This window comes from Mycetocola saprophilus (assembly GCF_000718085.1).
Lineage (GTDB): Bacteria > Actinomycetota > Actinomycetes > Actinomycetales > Microbacteriaceae > Mycetocola > Mycetocola saprophilus.
Map to the genome: position 1 here is coordinate 1,075,781 of NZ_JOEC01000002.1, position 20,498 is coordinate 1,096,278.

Here is a 20,498-nt window from a genome sequence, read left to right on the forward strand (position 1 = left end):
AGGATCAGCGGTATGGTTCTCCTGCTCGCGGTCTTCTGCATGCTTGTCCTGACTGCTCGTGATGTGCACTTACGTGCCATGATCTTCTGCACCGTGGTGGGGATAGGACTGAGCTTCGTCTGGGTGCTCTATTGGATTACCCAACCACACCGGGGAGTTTTGAGGGTGGCCTCAGGAAGGCCCCTGCGATTTACCCCGCAGAAAATAATCCTGGTGTATTCGATTGGTGCGGGACTGTTTTTGATTTTGGCTGGCGCAATCGTGATTTACACCTGGGTCTCGTCCAGCACCGTGGCCCTGGTGGGGCCGGTCGGACGCCGAGGCGGTGGGGTGATTCTGATCGTTGGTGGACTTGTTTTCTTGGCGAACCAGGTTCCTCGCCTCTTTGTCGCTCATGGACTCACCCTCGATGCTGATGGCGTGATGTGGACCGGGGGCTGGGGCAAAAAACGTGTTTCGTGGAAGGATCTAGAATCGGTCACTCTGGGGGCCGAACGAGGCGCGCGGCAGCTGTGGCTTGGGGAGATGTCGGGATCGCATCATGCGTTGTACCCGATGTCGTTTGGCTCGGACCCGGAGACGGTGGCAGAAATCATCGAGTACTTTCGGCGACATCCGTCCCAGCGCGAACTCCTGGTTGATCCGATCACCGCACTTCGAGCGGTTGTCGAAATCCGAGAATCTCGTTCGCCCTCGCCGATCATTGACGCACGGAACCCATAGGCAAACATGGAGCGCAGTTGTGCATTCGGCCGATCGGCCGTAGCGCCGAGTCAGGAGTATCAACGCACACGGCCACGAGTCGTTCTGATCCTCGTGTGGATGTTGATGGTTTGCGGTTTTGGGCTGTCCGGGGTGCTCATGACGAGTTATGTAAGCTACCAGCTTGCGTACGCGATGGTCTTTTGTGTTGGGCTATTGAGCGGCGCAGGACCATTGGTCGCGGCAGTGAGGATCCGCCCCGGCTCGGTTCGGGTGAGAGATACGGGCACACTTGAGTTCTCCCCGCAACGTGTGCCGCGAATCCTCCTCTCTTTGAGCCTGGTCGCGGTGATCGGGTACGGCATGGTGCTTTGTGCGAGCTGGATGACTCCCGGAATGGAACCGATCTTTCAGACTCGACCGGGGGGACCGTAGTACCGTTCAGGCGGTTTCGTCCAGGGATCATCATGATCGGAACTGGCGGTGGCCTGCTGATCTATCTGCTTCGGCGTCTGCTGGGTGCTGGTCCTCGTGGACTGGAGATATCATCCGTCGGGCTGCGTTGGAGAGAGCCTCAGCGCGCCGAGGTGATGGTGATCCGGTGGGAGGACCTGCGGGAGGTTTCAGTAGGCCTAGTAAAGCGTGCCCGGGTACTGACACTTTGCGATGCCGAAGGAACCACGTACTACCGTGGACAATCACAGTTGGCCTCGGATCCGGTGACGGTCGCCGAAATCATCATCTATTTCCGTGATCATGCTGAACAGCGGTACCTGCTCAACGATCCGATGCGTGCATTGGCCGCGGTGGGTGGGCGACGCACCAGAAGCGATCCATTCCCCGACGAGGAAAGGTGAGCGTTGTAATTTGACCGTGAAACCGGAATTTCTTGGGGGGAGGGGTTGCGGTCCGCCGGGAGCGGTGCTGTACGCTCGGCGCATGGCCGAACCCACTGTTTCGATCACCCCGGAGTCCGTCCGGGACCATCGCGCGCTCCAGCGACGCTGGCGTGGGGTGCGTCTGACCCTGATCGGATCCGTCGCCGGTACGGTCATCATCGCGCTGGGTCTCGGGGTGCCCCAGCTCGCCGGGAGCGATGTCATCACCCAGTTCGGCGTCGGCATGAGCGCCCTGGTGATTCTGCTGGGATCGATAGTGGTGGCACACTGCACCAATACGATTCGGCGGCTCAGCAATACCCATCGCCGACTCGTGATGCTTGCCGCGATCCTGCTGGGGCTGTCGGTCGGGGCCCCGATCCTGACCCTCAGCACCATCGAGGCGGCCACCCAGACGCTGTTTCCCCCGGCCGGGCAGGAGGAGCCCCCGTCGAATAGCTGGCCCACGGTTGTGGTTGGGGGCGGCGCGCTGATCGTGTGGATCGTCATGGCGTGGGTGCTGTGTCGACCCGACCGCGAACCCACGGCCCGCCGCTATCTCGCCTGGCGCATCGCCATTCCCGTGCTGCTGGTGATCGGGGTCGGGGTACCGTCATGGATGATCCTGTCCGTGGGAGACACCCCGTTTGTGCTCGGCGACTTTGCCGTGATCCAGCTGCTCATTCTCATGCTCGAAGCCGGGTGGGCGGGTGTTGCCGGATACGTGTTTGCCCTCTACCTCGGGATCGGCCTGCGCGCCAGCGCCCACATTATCGCCAATCGTGACGCCCCGGATATTCGCTTTCGCACCCAACCCGGAACCCGCCGGGCGGCGTATGCGCTGAGCGTGGCGACCCTCCTGGTGGCAGGAATCGCCTGGCTACTCGCCCACGATCGGATCGCCACACTCGGCTTCGGGCTGCCGCTGCCCAGGGTGCCGAGCCCCGATCAGATCCCCAGCCTGGCGATCACCGTGTTTGCGGGAGCGGCACTGGTTTATGCCCTGATTGCCTGGGCGATACGGCGCACTCGGCCCACCGTTAATCTGCTCATCGCCACCGCGGTGATCGTCCTGTGTGCCCTCGCCGCGGCGTGGATTCGCTAGGCGAACCAGATAACGATTACCCGAGAACGCTCGTGTGCCGGAACCGGTTTTCGCACCCGATGGATACGCTCTGGGGATGACGCAAGACTCTCCGGTCCTCCACTCGAAACCCCGCTGGACCGCCCCCGTTCCCCAGGAGCGTCACTGGCCGGGAACCCGACTGACCATGCTCGGCTTCGGGACGGGCATCCTTATTCTCGCGCTGGGTTTTGTGGTGCCCGAGCTCTCGGGAGCGAGCTCCACCAAGGCGGGCGTACTCCATGTGATGTTCCTCTACGTCATGGCCGGTGCGGTGGTCACCACGTGTGTTGCCGAGGGGGTCCGACGCTGGTCGTATTCGAATGCGCCGCTGGTTGTCGCCGCCACCCTGGTTGTGGGCACCGCGCTGATTGTCCCCTTTCTTGTGCTGCCGGCCATCGAGGCGGTAACACGGCTGCTTGACTCCCGACCGATCGTGGCGAATGAGTACCAATTCACCGAGGATCTGATGGCCGTGACGATGCTCACCGGGGTCATGGTGATCCTGGTCGCGCTCGCGGCGGTCCTGCTGTGGTGGCCCCCGAAGCGACCGACTCTGTGGGTGCATCGGCTGCGGGTGCTCTTTAACTGGCTGGCCCCGTTCCTCGTTTTTGCCTGGATCGTTGTCACGCTCCAGGGGAACGCCGGCCCGGGCCCGGTGTCGGATCGCATGGTGGCCAACTACCTGGCCGGGGGCGTGATGTTTTCGGTCTTGGGTGGGCTGATGTCTCTGCCTGGATACGCGATCGCGGGGGTCCTGGCATTGGCGTTTCTGGTTGCCGCCTGGGTGTATTCGGGATGGCGCGGATTTGATCTTCGCCGACGCCCACTCACCGCCCGGCGTGCGGCGACCATTATCCTGATTCTGCTGTCCATTCCGTTGCTGATCGTCGGATGGATCCTCGCCATGCCGCGTCTGTCGGAGGGGGTGATGGGCGCAATGTCATTCGACAGTCAGCCGCTGACAGCCGACCAGATTCCGCGGATTCCGATCACGACCCTCCTGGCCGCGGCGGTTCTCTGCCTGGTGGGTGCGCTGCTGCTCCATCGCTCCGGAGCGGTGCTCAGCGTGCTTGCGATGACGGTTCTCGTCGCGGCGGTGGCGCTGTCCTTCAGCTGGACCGTGGCGACGCCGCGCGCGTGGAGCCTGGGCACGATTGGCACAAGCATCACCGCGACCGAGCATCGGCCGGGCTAGCGCCCGGGTCGGCTAGCGGCCCAGCGCGCGGGCGATCTTCGAGTGTGAGGAGGCGGTGACCGCTCCGGCCCGTGCCAGGCGTGCCTCGACCGCCCCGAGCAGGGCGTTCGCCTCGGCGTCGGCGGCCTCGTCATTGGCGGTGGCACCGGGCAGCGGTAGGAACTCGGCCTCCCACTCACGCCAGGTGCGGGTGATATCGGCGGAAACGTCGTGGGCGATCACCGTGTCATCGGCGATCTCGACCCGAACACTGCCGTCGGTGTCGCGCAGGGTCACGGTGGTGCGGGTGGTGCGCAGGACCGCAATCGGCGCAAATACCGCGTCCGCCAGGCCCAGTCGGGTAGCCAGCTCGGTGCGGATTGCCGCGGGAATCGCGACCGCACCCTCGGCTTCGGGCAATCCGCCGAGCCCGGTGGATCCATCAGGCTCGGATCCCGCGGCAGCTTCGGCCGTGGCCGGGGCGGCGCCGTTCGGGGAACCGGGAGCGATCGGCTCATCCAGCGGCCACTGAGTCTCGAATCGACCCTGCGGGGTGTCGGCCTTGATGTGCCAGCCGGCATCGTGCCCACCCTCGCGGCGACGCAGCGCGGTGCGGGCGCGGGCCAGGTCCCCGTCCGCGGTGTCCAGGTAGGTCGCCGCCAGCTCAAACGTGTGCGGGGCATCGGCCACCAACCCGGGGACCGCGGCGGTCAGATCCGGCAGCACCGCCGCATCCGGGACGTCATACTTGCGTTCGATCTCGCGGGCACCAGAAGCAGTCATGGCTCCAGTGTGCCGGGAAACATCGCGCCGCACCAAGGACGAACCGACGCGAGCTCACACACAAACTGGCCGGGCGGCGCGAGACCGGTGGAGAAACGCACAACCGGCCGGGCGGCGCGAGACCGATGGAGAAACGCACAACCGGCCGGAGCGAATCGCCCCGGCCGGTTGTGAATGCTGCCTACGCGTGCAGCGCGGCGTTCAGGACGATGCCCACACCCGAGCGCGGCAGGACCTCCACGCCACCGGTCAGCGAGTTGCGACGGAACAGCAGGTTGGCCACCCCGGAGAGCTCGGCGGCCTTGACCCGGCGGGGTTCGGCACGGTCGCCGTCCAGCAGGGTGACCTTGGTGCCGGCGGTCACGTACAGGCCCGCCTCCACCACGCAGTCATCGCCGATCGAGATGCCGATACCCGAGTTGGCACCCAGCAGCGAGCGCTCGCCGATGGTGATGCGCTGGGTTCCGCCGCCAGAGAGGGTGCCCATGATCGAGGCACCGCCACCGATATCCGAGCCGTTGCCCACCACCACACCCTGGGAGATGCGGCCCTCAACCATCGAGGTCCCCACGGTGCCGGCGTTGAAGTTTACGAAGCCCTCGTGCATCACGGTGGTGCCCGGGGCGAGGTGGGCACCGAGGCGGACGCGCGAGGCATCGGCGATACGCACGCCGGCGGGGCTCACGTAGTCCAGCAGGCGGGGGAACTTGTCCAGGCCCACCGGGCTGATGCCCGCGCGGGTCAGGCGGGGACGGTTGGCGTCGAAGAATTCGGGCTCCACCGGGCCGCCGGTGGTCCACATCACGTTCGGCAGGAAGGCAAAGATCCCGTCGAGGTTGATGGTGTTGGGGGCCACCTTGAGGTGGCTGAGCAGGTGCAGACGCAGGTAGGCGTCGCTCGTGCTGGCGGGGGCCTCGGACAGCGTGATCTCCACGGTCACGGCCTCCAGGCGCACGCCGCGGCGCTCGTCCGGTCCGGTCAGGTCTTCGATCTCGGCGGGGGTGAACCAGCGTTCGCGGCCCTCGGGCAGGGTGCCCAGCTCGGGTGCGGGGTACCAGGTGTCCAGGACGGTACCGGCGTCGGTGATGGTCGCGAGGCCATAGCCCCAGGCATTGGTGGGGGTCGCGGCGGAATCAGTTGCACTCATGGTGTAAGGCTAGCGAATTCACGGGATCTTGGCGCGCGTGTGGCGATGCACATGCTTGCGAATTCGCGGTTTTCGGCGATATCCACACCGATATCCGGGCAGACCGGGCCCCGTACACGCCCTAGACTCGGAGGTATGTCCGCGCCTACCGCCCTCCCGTTTGACCTGTCCGCCGGAACCGTGGAGCTCACCCGTGAGATCTGTGATGAAGCCTCGGTGTCCGGTGCCGAGGCCCGCCTGGTGGATCGTCTGGTGGCAACCCTCGAGGGATTTGACCACCTGGAACTGATCCGTCACGGCAACACCCTGACCGCGCGCACCAACCTGGGCCGCGCCCAGCGGGTGATCATCGCCGGGCATGTGGACACCGTCCCGATCAACAACAACCTGCCGATCCGTCGCGAGCTCGTGGACGGAATCGACCACCTGATCGGGCGCGGCACCGTGGACATGAAGGGGGGCGTGGCCGTGCAGGTGGCGCTCGCCGCCGAGCTGACCGATCCCGCGGTGGATATTACCTGGATGTGGTACGACAACGAGGAGGTTTCCAGCGACCTCAACGGCCTACGCCTGCTAGCCGAGGCTCGCCCCGATCTGTTTGAGGGCGACTTTGCGATCCTCGGCGAACCGACCCGCGCCGAGGTGGAGGGTGGATGCAACGGAACCGTGCGGATCGAGGTGCGTACCCGCGGACTGCGCGCGCACTCGGCGCGTGCCTGGGTGGGGGAGAACGCGATCCACGCGGCCGCCCCGATCCTGGAAAAGCTCGCCGCCTATCGTCCCGCTCAGATCGAGGTCGAAGGTTTGGTCTATCGCGAGGGCCTGAACGCCGTGGGGATCACCGGCGGCATCGCCGGCAACGTGATTCCCGACGAGTGCATGGTGCACATCAACTACCGATTCGCCCCGAATAAGTCGGCCGATGAGGCCATCGCCCACCTCACCGAGCTGTTTGGTGAGTGGGATATCACCGTGGTGGACCGCGCCGAGGGTGCCCGTCCGGGGCTCGATGCGCCGCTTGCGAAGCGCTTCCTGACCGCCCTGGGTGTGCCCGCGCTGCCCAAGTACGGTTGGACGGATGTGGCCCGATTCTCCGCCCTGGGCATCCCCGCGGTGAACTACGGACCCGGCGATCCGCTGCGTGCCCACGCCGATGATGAGCGCGTCGCGGTGGCGGAAATCGAGGACTGTGAGCGGGGTCTGCGGACCTGGCTGAACACCCCCGAAGCCTACTAAAAACCACCTCCGAGGCGACGGCCCGGGGTGGGAAACGGTCCCAATCGGGTGGTTTTTGCGGTACCGGTGATATTAACAATGGGCCGATTTCCTGACGCAATTTGAATGCTTCCGGGTTTGCCCCTGGCTTCGGATGCGCCGAGGGAAATGCCCGATCAGAATCCGCTTCATCCCGCCTCGGTTGCACAGCGAGCGGTGCGAGAGGGGTGCATTCCATGTCCGTTATGTCGGGTTACCTACCGCGTCATAAGTCGCCTTGGATTTCCACGGACACCCCAAATAGCTGATAATGGGAACAGGAAACCACGGAAGGGGAACCGAATGGCAGCGATGAAGCCCAGGACTGGGGACGGACCGATGGAGGCCGTGAAGGAAGGGCGCCTGATCATCGTGCGTGTCCCACTTGAGGGGGGCGGACGACTCGTGGTCTCCGTGAACGACGAAGAGGCGAAGGAACTTCACCAGGTACTCTCGGGGGTTGTTGCGCCCGCATAGGCCACCCCACCAACCGCCCCGGCATCTGCTTCAGATGCCGGGGCGGATTTGTCTGTCCCCTCGAAACGATTCGACCGTGTCGTCAATAAAGTTCGTGGCGTGTGTGCACACGTGTTGTATCGTGTGGAAGGTAGCCGCGCCGAGCCGACTCGGCCCTGCTCCCGGGAAGGCCACAGCTCGCCTTGTGAGGCCCGGAATTCTTTTTGCGGGTGGCATCGCCGCTTTCCCGCACCGCTCTGAGGAGTCTTAGTGAACGCACGACCTGCCGGTCGGGCACCCAATATCCGCGATGTCGCGGCGGCCGCGGGGGTGTCCCACCAAACCGTGTCCCGGGTGCTCAACAACTCACCCAAGATCCGGGATAAAACCCGGCTTGCGGTGCTCGCCGCGATCGAGGAAATCGGGTATCGGCCCAACCAGGCGGCGCGGGTGCTGGCCAGCCAGCGCACCCGCATGATCGGGGTGTTATCCACCCACTCGACCGCGCTGTACGGTCCGCAGGCCATCATGATCGCGATGGAACAGGCCGCCAACGCCAACGGGTATCGCCTGGCGCTGGTCACCGCAATGGGGATCGGCCTGGGAGTCGAGGATGATATCGAGCGCCTGCTCGCCCAGGGGGTCGAGGCCATCGTGGTGATCGCGCCCCAGGCCAAGCTGGTGTCCACCGTGGCCGCGGCCGCCCCCGGCGTGCCGCTGTTTGTGGCGGACTCGCTGGATCGACCCGGGGCGTTCAACGTGGCCGTCAACCAGTACCAGGGTTCCTATCAGGCGGTTCAGCACCTGATCGAGCTCGGCCACACCGAGATCCTGCACGTGGGCGGGCCGCAGAACTGGATCGAAGCCGATGAGCGGATGCAGGGATTTTTGGCGGCGATCGGGGAGGCCGAGCTGCGTATGCATCCGCCGATCCTCGGCGAGCACACGGCGAGTTTTGGTTACCAGGCGGGCAAGGAGCTGCTGCGCGGGGACCCGTTCACCGCGGTGTTTGCGCTCAACGACCAGGTGGCGCTGGGGCTCATTCACGCGTTTCGGGAGGCCGGGGTGCGGGTTCCCGAGGATGTGAGCGTGGTGGGGTTTGACGACGTCCCCGATGCCGGTCACTTCTTCCCGCCGCTGACTACGGTGCGACAGGATTTTGCCGCCGTGGGTCGGCGGATGGTCCAGGAGGTGATCGCGCAGCTCGAGGGGGAGGGTGCGCGGTCGGTGATTTTGCCGGCGCCGCTGCTCGTTCGCGAGTCCTCCGCTCGGGTTCCGACACGCCAGAACTGGCCGGAGAAAAACCGCGAAAACTCGCCAGAGTAGGCCTCCCAGAAGAATCGTTATCTCTCCGAGATTGACATCCTTACCGGGTTAGGCCTAATTTATTCATACCAAATGTGAACGGTCACATTTGGACCAAAAGCCCCACCCGAGAGTGGGAGTGACAACGTTGTCCAGCGAAAGGGAGCCATGCTCACTGTCATCATCGCACCGACCCGAATCCGGGAGGTGTTCCCCGATGGCCGCTAAGCCCAACATCCTCGAGATGGTGAACATCACCAAGGAATTCCCCGGTGTTCTTGCCCTCTCCGAGGTCAACCTGGCGGTGCGCGCCGGCGAGGTTCACGCCATCTGCGGCGAGAACGGTGCCGGGAAGTCGACCCTCATGAAGGTTCTGTCGGGGGTGTACCCGATTGGAAGCTACAGCGGGGACATCGTCTACCAGAACGAGGTTCAGCGCTTCCGCGACATTCGCGCCAGTGAGGCCGCCGGAATCGTCATCATCCACCAGGAACTCGCCCTGATCCCCGAGCTCTCCATTGCCGAGAACATCTTCCTGGGCAACGAGGTCACCAAGCGCGGAGCGATCGACTGGGAAAAGACCCGGCTGGACGCGATCGAACTGCTCGCCCGCGTGGGCCTCAGCGAGGATCCCGACACCAAGATCAAGGACATCGGTGTGGGCAAACAGCAGCTGGTGGAGATCGCCAAGGCGCTCGCCAAGCAGGTCAAGCTGCTGATCCTGGATGAGCCTACCGCGGCGCTGAACGAGACCGACTCGCAGCACCTGCTCGACCTCATCAAGGGCCTGCAGGGACGCGGAATCTCCTCGATCATCATCTCTCACAAGCTCAACGAGATCGCCCAGATCGCCGACTCGATCACCATCATCCGTGACGGCCACGCCATCGAAACCCTCCGGGTGGACGAGGGTGCGGTGGATGAGGACCGGATCATCCGCGGCATGGTGGGACGCAGCCTGCAGTCCCGCTTCCCCGATCGCATCGCGACCGTGGGGGAGAATTTCTTTGAGATTCACGACTGGACCGTGCAGCACCCCACCTCGAGCGAGCGCCTGGTGTGCAAGGGCGAGACCCTGCACGTGCGCCGCGGCGAGGTCGTGGGCCTCGCCGGGCTCGTGGGTGCCGGACGCACGGAGCTGGCGATGAGCGTCTTTGGGCGCTCGTACGGCAACTTCATCTCGGGCACCATCATCAAGGATGGCAAGGAGATCCAGATCAAGTCGGTGGCCGACGCGATCAAGCACGGCATCGCCTATGTGAGCGAGGACCGCAAGGCCCTCGGTCTCAACCTGTTGGACGACATCAAGCGCTCCATCGTCTCGGCCAAGCTCGGCAAGATTTCCTCCGCCGGTGTGGTCAACGAGGATGAGGAGCGCACCGTCAGCGAGGACTACCGCGGCAAGCTGCGGATTAAGACCTCGAGCATCGACCGGGGCGTGGAAACCCTCTCCGGTGGAAACCAGCAGAAGGTGGTGCTGGCCAAGTGGATGTTCACCGACCCGGACATCCTGATCCTGGATGAGCCCACCCGAGGCATCGACGTCGGCGCCAAGTTTGAGATCTACACGATCATTCAGCAGCTCGCCGCCCAGGGTAAGGGCATCATCCTGATCTCCTCCGAACTCCCCGAACTCCTCGGCCTCTCCGACCGGATCTACACGATCTTCGAGGGTGCCATCACCAACGAATTCACGGCCGAAAACGCCGACCCCGAACTGCTCATGAAGAGCATGACCGCCACCCAAAAGAAAGCGAATGCAGCATGAGCGGCATCAAGGATCTGAAGAAAATCTTCGGAAATGGCAACACCTCCAGCCTGCGTCAGCTCGGCATTCTGGTCAGCCTCGTCATCATTATTCTGCTCTTCAACGGGCTGACCGACGGGCTGACAATCTCGCCCACGAACCTCATCAACGTGGTGCAGCAGAACTCCTACATTCTGATTCTGGCCATCGGTATGGTGATGGTGATCATCGCCGGTCACATCGACCTGTCGGTCGGTTCGATCGCTGCCTTCACCGGCATCATCGTGGCCAAGCTGATGAATGACTTCCACGTCCCCTGGGGCCTGGCCATCGTGGCCGGCCTGGTGCTCGGCCTGATCATCGGTGCCTGGCAGGGTTTCTGGGTCGCCTACGTGGGGATCCCCGCCTTCATCGTGACCCTCGCCGGCATGATGCTGTTCCGCGGACTCAACCAGTTCGTGGGTAACGCCGACTCGGTTCCCGTCCCCGACGGCTACCAGGCCCTGCTCTCGGGCTACCTGCCCGAGGTGGGTCCGGACACCGGCTACAACAACCTGACCCTGCTGCTGGGGATCATCGCCATCGCCGCGGTCATCTGGCGCGAGGTTCGCGCCCGTCGTACCGCCGTCCGCACCGGTGCCGAGCTCGCGCCGATCTGGGTCGCCATCCTGCGCCTGGTGCTGCTGATCGCGATCATCGCCTTCGCAACCTTCATGTTCGCCGGCGGCCGGGTGGGCACCAGCTTCCCCAACTCCGGCATCATCCTGGTGCTGCTGGTCCTGATCTACTCGTTCGTGACGCGTCGCACCATCGTCGGTCGTCACATCTACGCGGTGGGTGGGAACAAGCGGGCGGCCGAGCTGTCCGGTGTCAAGGCCAAGCGCATCAACTTCCTGGTCATGATGAACATGTCGATGCTCGCCTCGCTGGCCGGCATGCTCTACATCGCCCGCGCCGGAGCCTCGGGTCCGCAGGACGGTATCAACTGGGAGCTGGACGCCATTGCCGCCGTCTTCATCGGTGGTGCCGCGGTGGCCGGCGGTATCGGAACCGTTCCGGGTTCGATCATCGGTGGTCTGGTCATGGCCTTCCTGAACAACGGTCTGCAGCTGCTGGGCGTGGGTTCCGACAAGGTGCTCATGATCAAGGGTCTGGTGCTCCTCGCCGCCGTCGCGATCGACGTGATCAACAAGAACAGCGGTCGATTCTCCGTGATCGGTGCCCTCACCGCCCGCCGCAACAAGTCGGGTGACGAGCTGGGTATCCCGGTCAACAAGTCCTAAATTTTTCCTCGCATCACCACAATCACAAAACAGAAAGAGAAAGCTATGTTCCGCAAGACTGCACTTGCCACCGTCGCCATCGCGGCTGCTGCGGCACTCACCCTCGCCGGCTGCTCCAGCCGTGACGCAGGCACCCCCGGATCCTCCTCGAGCGGCGACGCTGCCGGCTTCGCGAAGGACTCCCTGATCGGTGTTGCACTGCCGAGCAAGACCAGTGAGAACTGGGTTCTCGCCGGTGACCTCTTCACCAACGGCCTGAAGGACGCCGGATTCAAGTCCGACGTCCAGTACGCCGGAGCCTCGACCACCGTTCAGGACCAGCAGGCTCAGATCCAGTCGATGGTCACCAAGGGTGCCAAGGTCATCATCATCGGTGCCGCCGATGGTAGCCAGCTCGGCCCGCAGGTGAAGGCCGCGAAGGACGCCGGCGTCACCGTCATCGCCTACGACCGCCTGATCCTCAACACCGAGGACGTGGACTACTACGTGGCCTACGACAACTTCAAGGTGGGCGAGCTGCAGGGTGAGGCCCTGCTGGACGGCATGAAGGCCAAGAAGGCCGACGGCCCGTACAACGTCGAGCTGTTCTCGGGTTCCTCAGATGACGCCAACTCGAAGGTCTTCTTCGACGGCGCCATGTCGGTCCTGCAGCCCAAGATCGACGACGGCACCCTGAAGGTTGTCTCGGGTCAGACCGACATCAAGCAGACCGCCACCGCCGGTTGGAAGGCAGAGAACGCTCAGAACCGCATGGACTCGCTGCTCGCGGCGAACTACGCCAGCAACGAGCTGGATGGCGTGCTGTCCCCGAACGACACCCTGGCCCGTGCGATCATCGCCTCGGCCAAGGCCGCCGGTAAGCCGATCCCGGTTGTGACCGGTCAGGACTCCGAGGTGGAGTCGGTCAAGTCCATCATGGCGGGCGAGCAGTACTCGACCATCAACAAGGACACCCGCAACCTGGTCAAGCAGGCCATCGAGATGACCAAGGAGCTCCAGGAGGGCAAGAAGGTCACCACGAACAATGACAAGGACTACGACAACGGTAAGAAGATCGTTCCCGCTTACCTGCTGCCCCCGGTCATCGTGACCAAGGCCAACGCGGCCGAGGCCTACGCCAACGACCCCACCCTCGCACCGCTCACCAAGTAACACCGAGTAGCGAACACGCAGCGGGCGGGATCTTCGGATCCCGCCCGCTGTGGCGTGTATCGGCACAAAAAAGAGGACCGGCCCATCTGGCCGGTCCTCTTTTTTGTGTGCGATTAGGCGCGAATGGTGAGCTGCAGCAGACCGTCGCCCGCGGGGGAGAGGGCGCTGACCACGGCGCTGGATGCGGCGATCTCCTCCACCAGGGTGCGGAAGGCGGTGGTGATGTCATCGCGCTTGGCGGGGTCGGCCACGTGTCCCTGCCACAGGGCATGCGGGACCAGGACGGTGCCGCCGGGACGCACCAGGCGCAGCGCATGCTCGACGGTTTCGATGACCTGGGCGGGATCGGCGTCGACCAGCACGATGTCGTAGCTGTTCTCGTTCATCCGGGTGAGGACGTCGAGTGCCGGACCGCCGATCAGGCGCAGGCGCGAGGAGGGGATGCCGGCGTCGGCGAAGGCCTGCTTGGCGGCGGCGAGGTGCTCGGGCTCGTGATCGATTGTGGTGAGCACCGACGTGGCCGAACCCTCCAGCAACCACAGTCCCGAAACGCCGGCACCGGTACCGATTTCGATGATGTTGGCGGCGCGGCTGGCCGCGGCGAACACGGCGAGCTGAGCGCCGAGCGCGGGGGAGACCGGGGTCAACCCAAACTCAAGCGACTGCGAGCGTGCGCGCCCGATGGCCTCGGACTCGATAACGATGTCGTCGGCGTACTTCCAATTGGAATCCTGTTCGGACACGTGGCTCCCTCCCATGGAAACGATGTCCCCTACTTTACAGGGGAGAGTGGGTGCGCGGAGTGCGACGCGGCGCGGTAAGCTGAAGGGGTGTTTGACCTCGGGTTATCGTTCAACAAGCTGCTGATCATCGGCGTGCTTGCGGCGTTCCTGCTGGGTCCCGAACGTCTGCCGCAGCTGGCCTCGCAGCTGGCCCGTCTGGTGCGCTCGCTGCGCGAGATGGCCACCGGTGCCAAGGACCGGCTGAAGGATGATATGGGCGAGGAGTACAACGAGGTCGACTGGAAAAAGCTCGACCCGCGTCAGTACGATCCGCGCCGCATCATCCGCGAGGCTCTGACCGATGAGATGTCGGATTCGCCGGGTGCCTCCGCCTCGGCTGGGTCCTCTGCGTCCCCCGGTTCCTCTGCATCCTCGGCGATGGGGGCCGGTGCGAGCGCCGGTTTTGCCGCGTCGGCGGGTGCGTCAAACCCCTCGACTTCGGCGGCAAACCGTGCGTCCTCCGGGGCGGGCGCGGCGTCTTCGGGTGCCGGAGCCCCCGGCTCGGCCGCAGCGGGCAGCTTCTCGGCGGGTGGCTACTCGTCTGGTGGTCACGCCTCGGGTGGCCACTCTTCGGGTGGCTACTCCTCGGGCCCGCAGATCAGCGCCGACGCGACCGCGAGACTGCGCGCAATCATGGCCGGCGAGCCCGTCCTCAATGCCCCGTTCGACCCCGACGCGACCTAGTTCCCTCCGGCCTCCCGGGCGCGCAGCGTGTGGGCGTCAGCGTGGCGATTGAGCGATTCCAGGAGCTGGGCCCACTCCTCGACGATCTGTGCTCTGATGGGGGCCTCGGCCGGGACCGAGTCGCCGAGCGTGCGGTACCTCTCCAGCGCCTCGTCCGTGCGATCCAGGCGCACCAGAATGCGTGCCTCGTGTACTCCGCTCGCCACCGCGGCACCGGGATCCTCGGCTAGCGCATAGGCGGCCCCGGCGGCCCGGGCATGCGGGAGCGCCTCGGCGGCACGATCCAGCGCCGTGAGCGCGCGGGATATCGAGTCGGTCACATCGGCGGCCAGCCAGGTCCCATCGGGGATTTCCGCGCGCAGGGCCTCCAGCTCGCTCACCCCGGCGGGATCGCCAAACCGGGCGCGGGCGAGGCCCAGTCGGTGCCGGGTTTCCAGGATCGGGCCCAGGTCTTCCTGCGTGCGGGCCCAGGCGGCGGCGCGCTCCAACCGCTCGACCGCCTCCTCATCCTCCATCCGCATCAGCAGAGCCCCCAGCGCGAGACCCGCCCGTGTTCCCACCGCGGCGGCCTCGGGGGTCTCCACGTGATCGGCGATGTCCATCACCTGGGACCACGCCCCATAGGCGAGCGAGAACTGCTCGGCGCTCGCGGCCGCATCGCCCAGGGTGACCAGGATCTCGGCATCCAGCAGCGGCTCATCCTCCCCGGTCATCCGGTAGGCCGTGTCCAGGGTTTCCACCGCGGTTTCGGCGGCCCCGGCCCAGTTTTGATAGCGGCCGAGACTCAGGTGGAGCGAGATCAGCCGGTCATCCTCGGACCGGCGGGCCAGGTCGATCGCATACGCGGTGCGCGCTGCGGCCTCGGCGTCGCGGTCGAGCGTGCTGAGCATCTGGGCGGTGAAGTCCAGCGCGGTGATCTCGATACCGCGATCCGCGCCCCCGGTGACCTGGGCGAGGAACGCCTCACCATCGCGCAGGGCCTCCTCGGTTTCCCCGCGCTCGGCGTGCAGCGTGGCGCGTTGGAAGAGTGTGTGGGCGCGGACAAAGCCCGAGCTCGGCTCGGAAAGCAGCGTGTCCAGGAGGGCCAGGGCCTGCTCGCCTCGGTCCAGTCGACGCTCCAATATGGCCAGGTGGAGACCGAGCGAGGGGTGAAACCCATAGGGGGTGGGGTCCTCAACCGCCAGCGCGTATGCCTCGGCGGCCAGGTCACGCGCCTCCTCGAGGTTGTCCGCCCGATCCAGCACGTGGGCCAGGGAGGTGAGCGCGTGCGCGCGGACCGCGGCGGGCGCACCGACGGCGCGCAGGTCATCGGCCTCGGAGCGGAGCAGCGTCACGTCTTCGAGGGTTGCCGCGCCAAACTGAAGCATCCCCATCCGCTCCTCGTTCTTGGCGTGCTCGATAAGGCCCGCCAGACGCAGCTCATCGACGCGCGCTTCGAGGATGGCCCGAGCCCGCTCGCCCTGGCCCAGGTCTCGGTACATCGAGATCAGGAGGGAGGTCAGGAAGAGGCGGGCGGGGAGGTCGTCCGGGGTGAGGTCCAGGGCGTGTTCAACCGCGCTCGCCGCATCCGCGGGACCGCCGGTGAGCGCCAGGAACTCGGCCGCCGCCCGCGCCCGCTCGGCGGTGTCGGGGTCGGCGGGTACTGCCGGCGGCGCGGGCTCATATCGCCCGGTGGTGCGGATCGGCGCCGGGAAATCGGATCCACACAGCGCCCGGGTCTGTTCCAGCCGGCGGGCAAAAAACGCATTGCCGTTGCGCGCGTCAAACACCGCGGCAATGTCTTCCGCGCGCGCCCAGAGGCGGGCGGCCAGCGCATCGGCCCGGGTATCCTCGCCGCTCAGCTCGGCACCCCAGAGCACCGCCAGGGCCGAATTCTGGGCACCGCGGACCCGGACGGCACCGTGCCCCTCGGCGCTCAGGGTCTCCAGCAGGAGGGCGATCGCGGTGGCCAGCGCGAAGTGCTGGTCCTGGTTCAGCGGATCCGGGACGATCGTCTCCAGCGCGCGTTCTAGTAGGGCCAGTCCGCGCTCGGCATTTCCGGTGACCGCGCAGAACACCAGTTCAAACGGCAGCAGTTCCAGCAGATCGGGGGAGCGCATGAGCGAGCGGATCGATTCCAGATGGATGGCGCGGGCTCGCTCGGCCTCTCCGTTGAGCACCAGCGGCAGCAGGATTCGTGCCTTTTCGTACTCAAGCGAGCAGTCGTGATCCTCCAGGGAGTCTTCGAACAGGGCGACCGCCCCGGCCTGATCCCCGGCGAGGTGCAGGAAGTACCCCTCCTCGGCGGTCTGACACTTGGCACACCCGGTTTCGGGCTCAACCGGATAGCGGTGCCGTTCGTGGCGCAGCGTATCGGCGGCGGCAAGGTCACCCACGTGATAGGCGACCCGGAAACGCGCAAACACCGCGGTTCGGGGGCTCATGCCGGCGCGGGCATACCGCTCGGCCATCTCATCCAGGCAGCGGTACACCTCGGCCAGCGCGATCGCGGGAATCCAGGTGAGCACCTTGGCGGCCCAGTTGTACTGCAGCAGAAGGTTGAGCCCGGGAGCGTGGGGATTATCGCCGAGCAGCGCGGGGAAGCGCTGCGGATCGGCCGCATGCTGGCCCGCGCACCAGGCGAACGAGGCAAGCATCGCATCCATATCGTGTGTCATATACGCGGAGGCGGTGAGCCGGACCCGCGCCCGATAGGCAAGCTCATCCGCACCCAACTCCTCGGCCAGGCGCACGGCCTGCTCGATCAGGTTGCGTTCCTCCACACCGACCTGCGTGCGATCGATCTCCTCGATCAGGGCCTCAAACCGCGCCGATTCCACCATTGGATCCTCCCAAAACTTCACGACACCAAGCCGTAACGACACCACGATACGGGTTTGGGCCGGGGTGAGGGAAGATCCCGGCGCAGATTGCCGGGGTTACCGGCCCGAGCCTAGCGCGGGCTGAGGCCGAGTTTGACGCCGGCCAGGCTGCGCCCGCCGGTCAGCAGGGTGTCGGCGGCCTTCAAAATCGCGATGCTCGCCGCGTTCTCGGGATCCGATAGGACCACCGGTACGCCGGCGTCCCCGCCGGTACGCAGCTCGACGCTCAACGGCACCGAGGCGAGCACCGGAACCGGGCGTTTGGCCACGGTTGAGAGCCGCTCGGCCACCAGGTCACCGCCGCCGCTGCCAAACAGGTCCAGCATGGTGCCATCGGGCTGCACAAGCCCGGCCATGTTTTCGATCACGCCGGCGATGCGCTGCCCGGTCTGCACGGCCAGGGTGCCCGAGCGTTCGGCCACCTCGGCGGCGGCCAGTTGCGGGGTGGTCACCACGACAACCTCGGCATTGGGCAGCAGCTGCCCGATCGAGATCGCGATATCGCCGGTGCCCGGGGGCAGATCCAGCAGCAGCACGTCGAGGTCTCCGAAGTAGACATCGGTGAGGAACTGGGTGATGGTGCGGTGCAGCATCGGTCCGCGCCAGGCGACGGCCGCCCGGGGATCATCCAGGAACATGCCGATCGAGATTAGCTTGATGCCGTGCGCCACCGGCGGCAGGATCATGTTGTCCAGTCGGGTCGGCTTGACCGGCGCCTCGGCGTTCTCGCCGATTCCCAGCAGACCCGGGATCGAGAACCCGTGCACGTCGGCATCCACGATGCCCACCCGTAGCCCGCGCGCGGCAAAGGCCGCCGCCAGGTTGGCCGTGATCGTGGACTTGCCCACGCCGCCCTTCCCGCTGGTGACCGCAAACACCCGGGTCAGCGTGCCCGGGCCAAAGGGCATCTCGCGTTCGCCGCGATCGCCGCGCAGCCGGGTGGTCAGCGCCTCGCGCTGGATGGGGGTCATCACGCCGACGTGCAGGTCCACCGCGGTGACCTCGGGCAGTGAGGCGGCGGCGGCGCGCACCGCGGCCTCGATCGCGTTGGCCGCCGGGCACCCCACGATGGTCAGCAGAATGTGGACGTGGGCGATCCCCTCGGCATCCACGTCGGCGGATTCCACCATGTCGAGTTCGGTGATCGGACGGCGAATCTCGGGATCCTGGACCGTGCCGAGCGCGCGCCAGAGTCCCTCGTGCCGCCGCGGATCTGCCGCCGAGCCGCCGTTCTGGGAACCGGTGTCTGCGGGCATCTCGCTCACGGTCGCGGCTCCTCCTGGGTGGGGGAAGCCGCGGGTTCGCGGTCTCGTTCCAGCTCCTCCAGCAGCGCCCGCAGCTCGTGGCGGATGAAGTCCTTGGAGGCCAGGTCCTTCATCGCCAGGCGCAGCGCCACCACCTCGCGGGCCAGGTATTCGGTGTCGGCGAGGTTGCGCTCGGCGCGCTGACGGTCCTGCTCGATCTGCACGCGGTCGCGGTCGTCCTGACGGTTTTGCGCGAGCAGAATCAGCGGGGCCGCGTAGGAGGCCTGCAGCGAGAGGATCAGGGTCAGCGCGGTGAATCCAAACGCCGCCGAGTCGAAACGAATGTTTTCGGGACCCCAGGAGTTATAGGCGATCCACGCCACACAGAACAGGGTCAGGCCCACCAGGAAGCCGGGGGTTCCCATCGCCCGGGCCACCCACTCGGTGAAGCGGCCGAAGCGGTCGCTGCTGTTCTTGTCGCGGGAGGCCAGGACCGCGCCGCGCAGGCCCTTGGGGGCGTCCAGGCCCGCATCGGTACGTCGCTGCTTCGCCATTATCGTCCCTCCCGAGGTGTGCCATTGGGGTTGCGTGCGGTGTGATGAAAGCGCGACGTACTTCGGCGCACGGGGATATCGGATTCCTGGGTACGCCAGTCATCGGGCAGCAGGAAGTCGAGCACGTCATCGATCGTGACCATGCCCACCAGGCGGTGATTGTCGTCCACCACGGGGACCGACACCAGGTCGTAGCTGGCCAGGGTGCGTGCGACCCGCGCCGCCGAGGTATCGGTGGTGAGCGGTTCCAGGCTCTGATCCATAATCGTGCCCAGGCGCTCGTGCGGGGGATAGCGCAGCATCTTCTGGAAGTGCACCAGGCCCAGGTAGCGACCGGTCGGCGGCTCATACGGGGGCAGGGTGATGCACACGGCGGCACCCAGCGCCGGGGCCAGCTCGGCCTTGCGCACCAGGGCCAGGGCCTCGGCCACGGTGGAGTCGGCGGAGAGGATGATCGGCTCGGTGGTCATCAAACCACCCGCGGTATCCGGGGCGAAGGTCAGCAGCAGACGAACGTCCTCAGCCTCCTCGGGCTCCATCAGATCCAGCAGCTGCTCACCGCGCTCCTCGGACATCTGACCGATCAGGTCGGCCGCGTCATCGGGCTGCATGTGGTCCAGCACATCGGCCGCACGCTTATCACTCAGGCTCGCCAGAATCTGGATCTGGCTGGTCTCGGGCATCTCCTCGAGGGCGTCGGCCAGACGGTCGTCGGAGAGTTCCCCGGCCACCTCGAGCAGTCGCTCGCCGGGGAGGTCCAGCATCGTGTTGGCCAGATCGGCGGGCTTGAGGTCGGTGTAGGTCGCGATCAGGCGCTCGGCCGACTGCGCCTCGCCATCGTCATCCTTCTCGCGGATTTCCCGCCAGCTGGCAAACGTGGTGACGCCGCGGGCGAACGGGGAGGAGGAGGTCTTGGGACGGCGCACAAAGTACTGGTTGACCGACCAGTCGCCGGGTCCCTGGGATTCGATGGCCACGTCCTCGATGGTGGCCTCGCCGGAACCGTCGTGGAAGATGACCTTGCGGCCCAGCATCTCGGCGATCACGCGCACCTCGCCACCGCGCTGCTGGAAGCGGCGCACGTTGATCAGACCGGTCGTGATGACCTGGCCGGCGGAGATCGAGGTGACCCGGCCGATCGAGACAAAGACCCGACGCTTTCCGGGAATCTCCACCACCAGTCCCACCACGCGGGGCGGGTCGTTTTTTCGGTACACCACAAGAACGTCACGCACCTTGCCCACGCGGTCACCCGCGGGGTCAAATACGGTGCACCCAGCAAGTCGGGCGACAAAGACTCGTGTTGTACTCACCTCTCTAATGTAGTCGGGGTTTTGGATGGAACCTACCCGGCGCAGCTCCCGGC

At 65.8% G+C, this 20,498-nt stretch carries 18 protein-coding genes; 11 read left to right on the plus strand and 7 right to left on the minus strand.

All coding sequences use genetic code 11. The features are described 5' to 3' along the window. The first annotated feature begins 12 nt into the window (after window positions 1-12). The 4 genes from IE92_RS0110750 (at window position 13) to IE92_RS0110770 (ending at window position 3,901) form a co-directional block, all read left to right on the plus strand. On the plus strand, window positions 13-723 hold the full coding sequence (locus tag IE92_RS0110750; protein WP_156027509.1) for a hypothetical protein: 711 nt from the start codon (window positions 13-15) through the stop codon (window positions 721-723). Window positions 724-1,169: 446 nt separating this feature from the next. Next, window positions 1,170-1,559 (plus strand): hypothetical protein, encoded by a 390-nt coding sequence (locus tag IE92_RS18360; RefSeq protein WP_030149618.1) that lies wholly within the window; start codon window positions 1,170-1,172, stop codon window positions 1,557-1,559. Between the two features lie 82 nt (window positions 1,560-1,641). After that, complete coding sequence (locus IE92_RS0110765; RefSeq protein WP_030148505.1) at window positions 1,642-2,685, plus strand: hypothetical protein; 1,044 nt, start codon at window positions 1,642-1,644, stop codon at window positions 2,683-2,685. Window positions 2,686-2,761: 76 nt separating this feature from the next. Further along, complete coding sequence (locus IE92_RS0110770; RefSeq protein WP_030148506.1) at window positions 2,762-3,901, plus strand: hypothetical protein; 1,140 nt, start codon at window positions 2,762-2,764, stop codon at window positions 3,899-3,901. Between the two features lie 12 nt (window positions 3,902-3,913). On the opposite strand, the gene IE92_RS0110775 is transcribed toward IE92_RS0110770, so the two are convergent. Together IE92_RS0110775 and dapD are read right to left on the minus strand one after the other, a co-directional pair. Continuing rightward, complete coding sequence (locus tag IE92_RS0110775) at window positions 3,914-4,663, minus strand: CYTH domain-containing protein (protein ID WP_030148507.1); 750 nt, start codon at window positions 4,661-4,663, stop codon at window positions 3,914-3,916. Between the two features lie 181 nt (window positions 4,664-4,844). Further along, on the minus strand, window positions 4,845-5,810 hold the full coding sequence (gene dapD / locus IE92_RS0110780; RefSeq protein WP_030148508.1) for a 2,3,4,5-tetrahydropyridine-2,6-dicarboxylate N-succinyltransferase: 966 nt from the start codon (window positions 5,808-5,810) through the stop codon (window positions 4,845-4,847). 135 nt (window positions 5,811-5,945) lie between these two features. Between dapD and dapE the strand changes: the two genes are divergently transcribed. The 6 genes from dapE to IE92_RS0110810 all read left to right on the plus strand — a co-directional run bounded on the left by dapE (window position 5,946) and on the right by IE92_RS0110810 (window position 13,007). Then, a complete protein-coding gene (gene dapE / locus IE92_RS0110785) occupies window positions 5,946-7,046 on the plus strand; it encodes a succinyl-diaminopimelate desuccinylase (RefSeq protein ID WP_030148509.1) in 1,101 nt (366 codons plus the stop codon). 321 nt (window positions 7,047-7,367) lie between these two features. Beyond that, window positions 7,368-7,541 carry a DUF3117 domain-containing protein gene (locus tag IE92_RS17855; RefSeq protein WP_081863887.1) on the plus strand — a complete coding sequence of 58 codons (174 nt, stop codon included), beginning with the start codon at window positions 7,368-7,370 and terminating at the stop codon, window positions 7,539-7,541. A gap of 249 nt (window positions 7,542-7,790) precedes the next feature. After that, window positions 7,791-8,846, plus strand: a complete 1,056-nt coding sequence (locus IE92_RS0110795) for a LacI family DNA-binding transcriptional regulator (RefSeq protein WP_051701595.1) — start codon at window positions 7,791-7,793, stop codon at window positions 8,844-8,846. Window positions 8,847-9,042: 196 nt separating this feature from the next. After that, entirely contained in the window at window positions 9,043-10,593 is a 1,551-nt protein-coding gene (mmsA, locus tag IE92_RS0110800) for a multiple monosaccharide ABC transporter ATP-binding protein (protein WP_030148511.1), read from the plus strand. Between the two features lie 5 nt (window positions 10,594-10,598). Next, window positions 10,599-11,855: a multiple monosaccharide ABC transporter permease gene (gene mmsB / locus IE92_RS0110805; protein WP_156027540.1), complete on the plus strand. Its 1,257-nt coding sequence runs from the start codon at window positions 10,599-10,601 to the stop codon at window positions 11,853-11,855. Between the two features lie 45 nt (window positions 11,856-11,900). Continuing rightward, the gene (locus tag IE92_RS0110810; RefSeq protein ID WP_030148513.1) at window positions 11,901-13,007 is read left to right on the plus strand and encodes a substrate-binding domain-containing protein; all 1,107 of its coding nucleotides are present in this window, start codon (window positions 11,901-11,903) and stop codon (window positions 13,005-13,007) included. A gap of 113 nt (window positions 13,008-13,120) precedes the next feature. On the opposite strand, the gene IE92_RS0110815 is transcribed toward IE92_RS0110810, so the two are convergent. Beyond that, window positions 13,121-13,750, minus strand: coding sequence for an O-methyltransferase (locus IE92_RS0110815; RefSeq protein WP_030148514.1), 630 nt, complete (start codon window positions 13,748-13,750; stop codon window positions 13,121-13,123). A gap of 87 nt (window positions 13,751-13,837) precedes the next feature. Here IE92_RS0110815 and IE92_RS18960 point away from each other — a divergent pair, with 87 nt between their 5' ends. Then, window positions 13,838-14,473: a twin-arginine translocase TatA/TatE family subunit gene (locus tag IE92_RS18960; protein ID WP_245601259.1), complete on the plus strand. Its 636-nt coding sequence runs from the start codon at window positions 13,838-13,840 to the stop codon at window positions 14,471-14,473. On the opposite strand, the gene IE92_RS16725 is transcribed toward IE92_RS18960, so the two are convergent. The 4 genes from IE92_RS16725 to IE92_RS0110840 form a co-directional block, all read right to left on the minus strand. Beyond that, complete coding sequence (locus IE92_RS16725) at window positions 14,470-17,295, minus strand: hypothetical protein (RefSeq protein WP_043321542.1); 2,826 nt, start codon at window positions 17,293-17,295, stop codon at window positions 14,470-14,472. The genes IE92_RS18960 and IE92_RS16725 overlap by 4 nt on opposite strands. A gap of 110 nt (window positions 17,296-17,405) precedes the next feature. Continuing rightward, window positions 17,406-18,590 (minus strand): P-loop NTPase, encoded by a 1,185-nt coding sequence (locus IE92_RS0110830; protein ID WP_030148516.1) that lies wholly within the window; start codon window positions 18,588-18,590, stop codon window positions 17,406-17,408. Window positions 18,591-18,595: 5 nt separating this feature from the next. Further along, on the minus strand, window positions 18,596-19,132 hold the full coding sequence (locus IE92_RS0110835) for a DUF1003 domain-containing protein (RefSeq protein ID WP_030148517.1): 537 nt from the start codon (window positions 19,130-19,132) through the stop codon (window positions 18,596-18,598). Continuing rightward, complete coding sequence (locus IE92_RS0110840; protein WP_030148518.1) at window positions 19,132-20,445, minus strand: magnesium transporter MgtE N-terminal domain-containing protein; 1,314 nt, start codon at window positions 20,443-20,445, stop codon at window positions 19,132-19,134. The genes IE92_RS0110835 and IE92_RS0110840 overlap by 1 nt, the downstream gene beginning before the upstream one ends. Window positions 20,446-20,498: the final 53 nt, after the last annotated feature.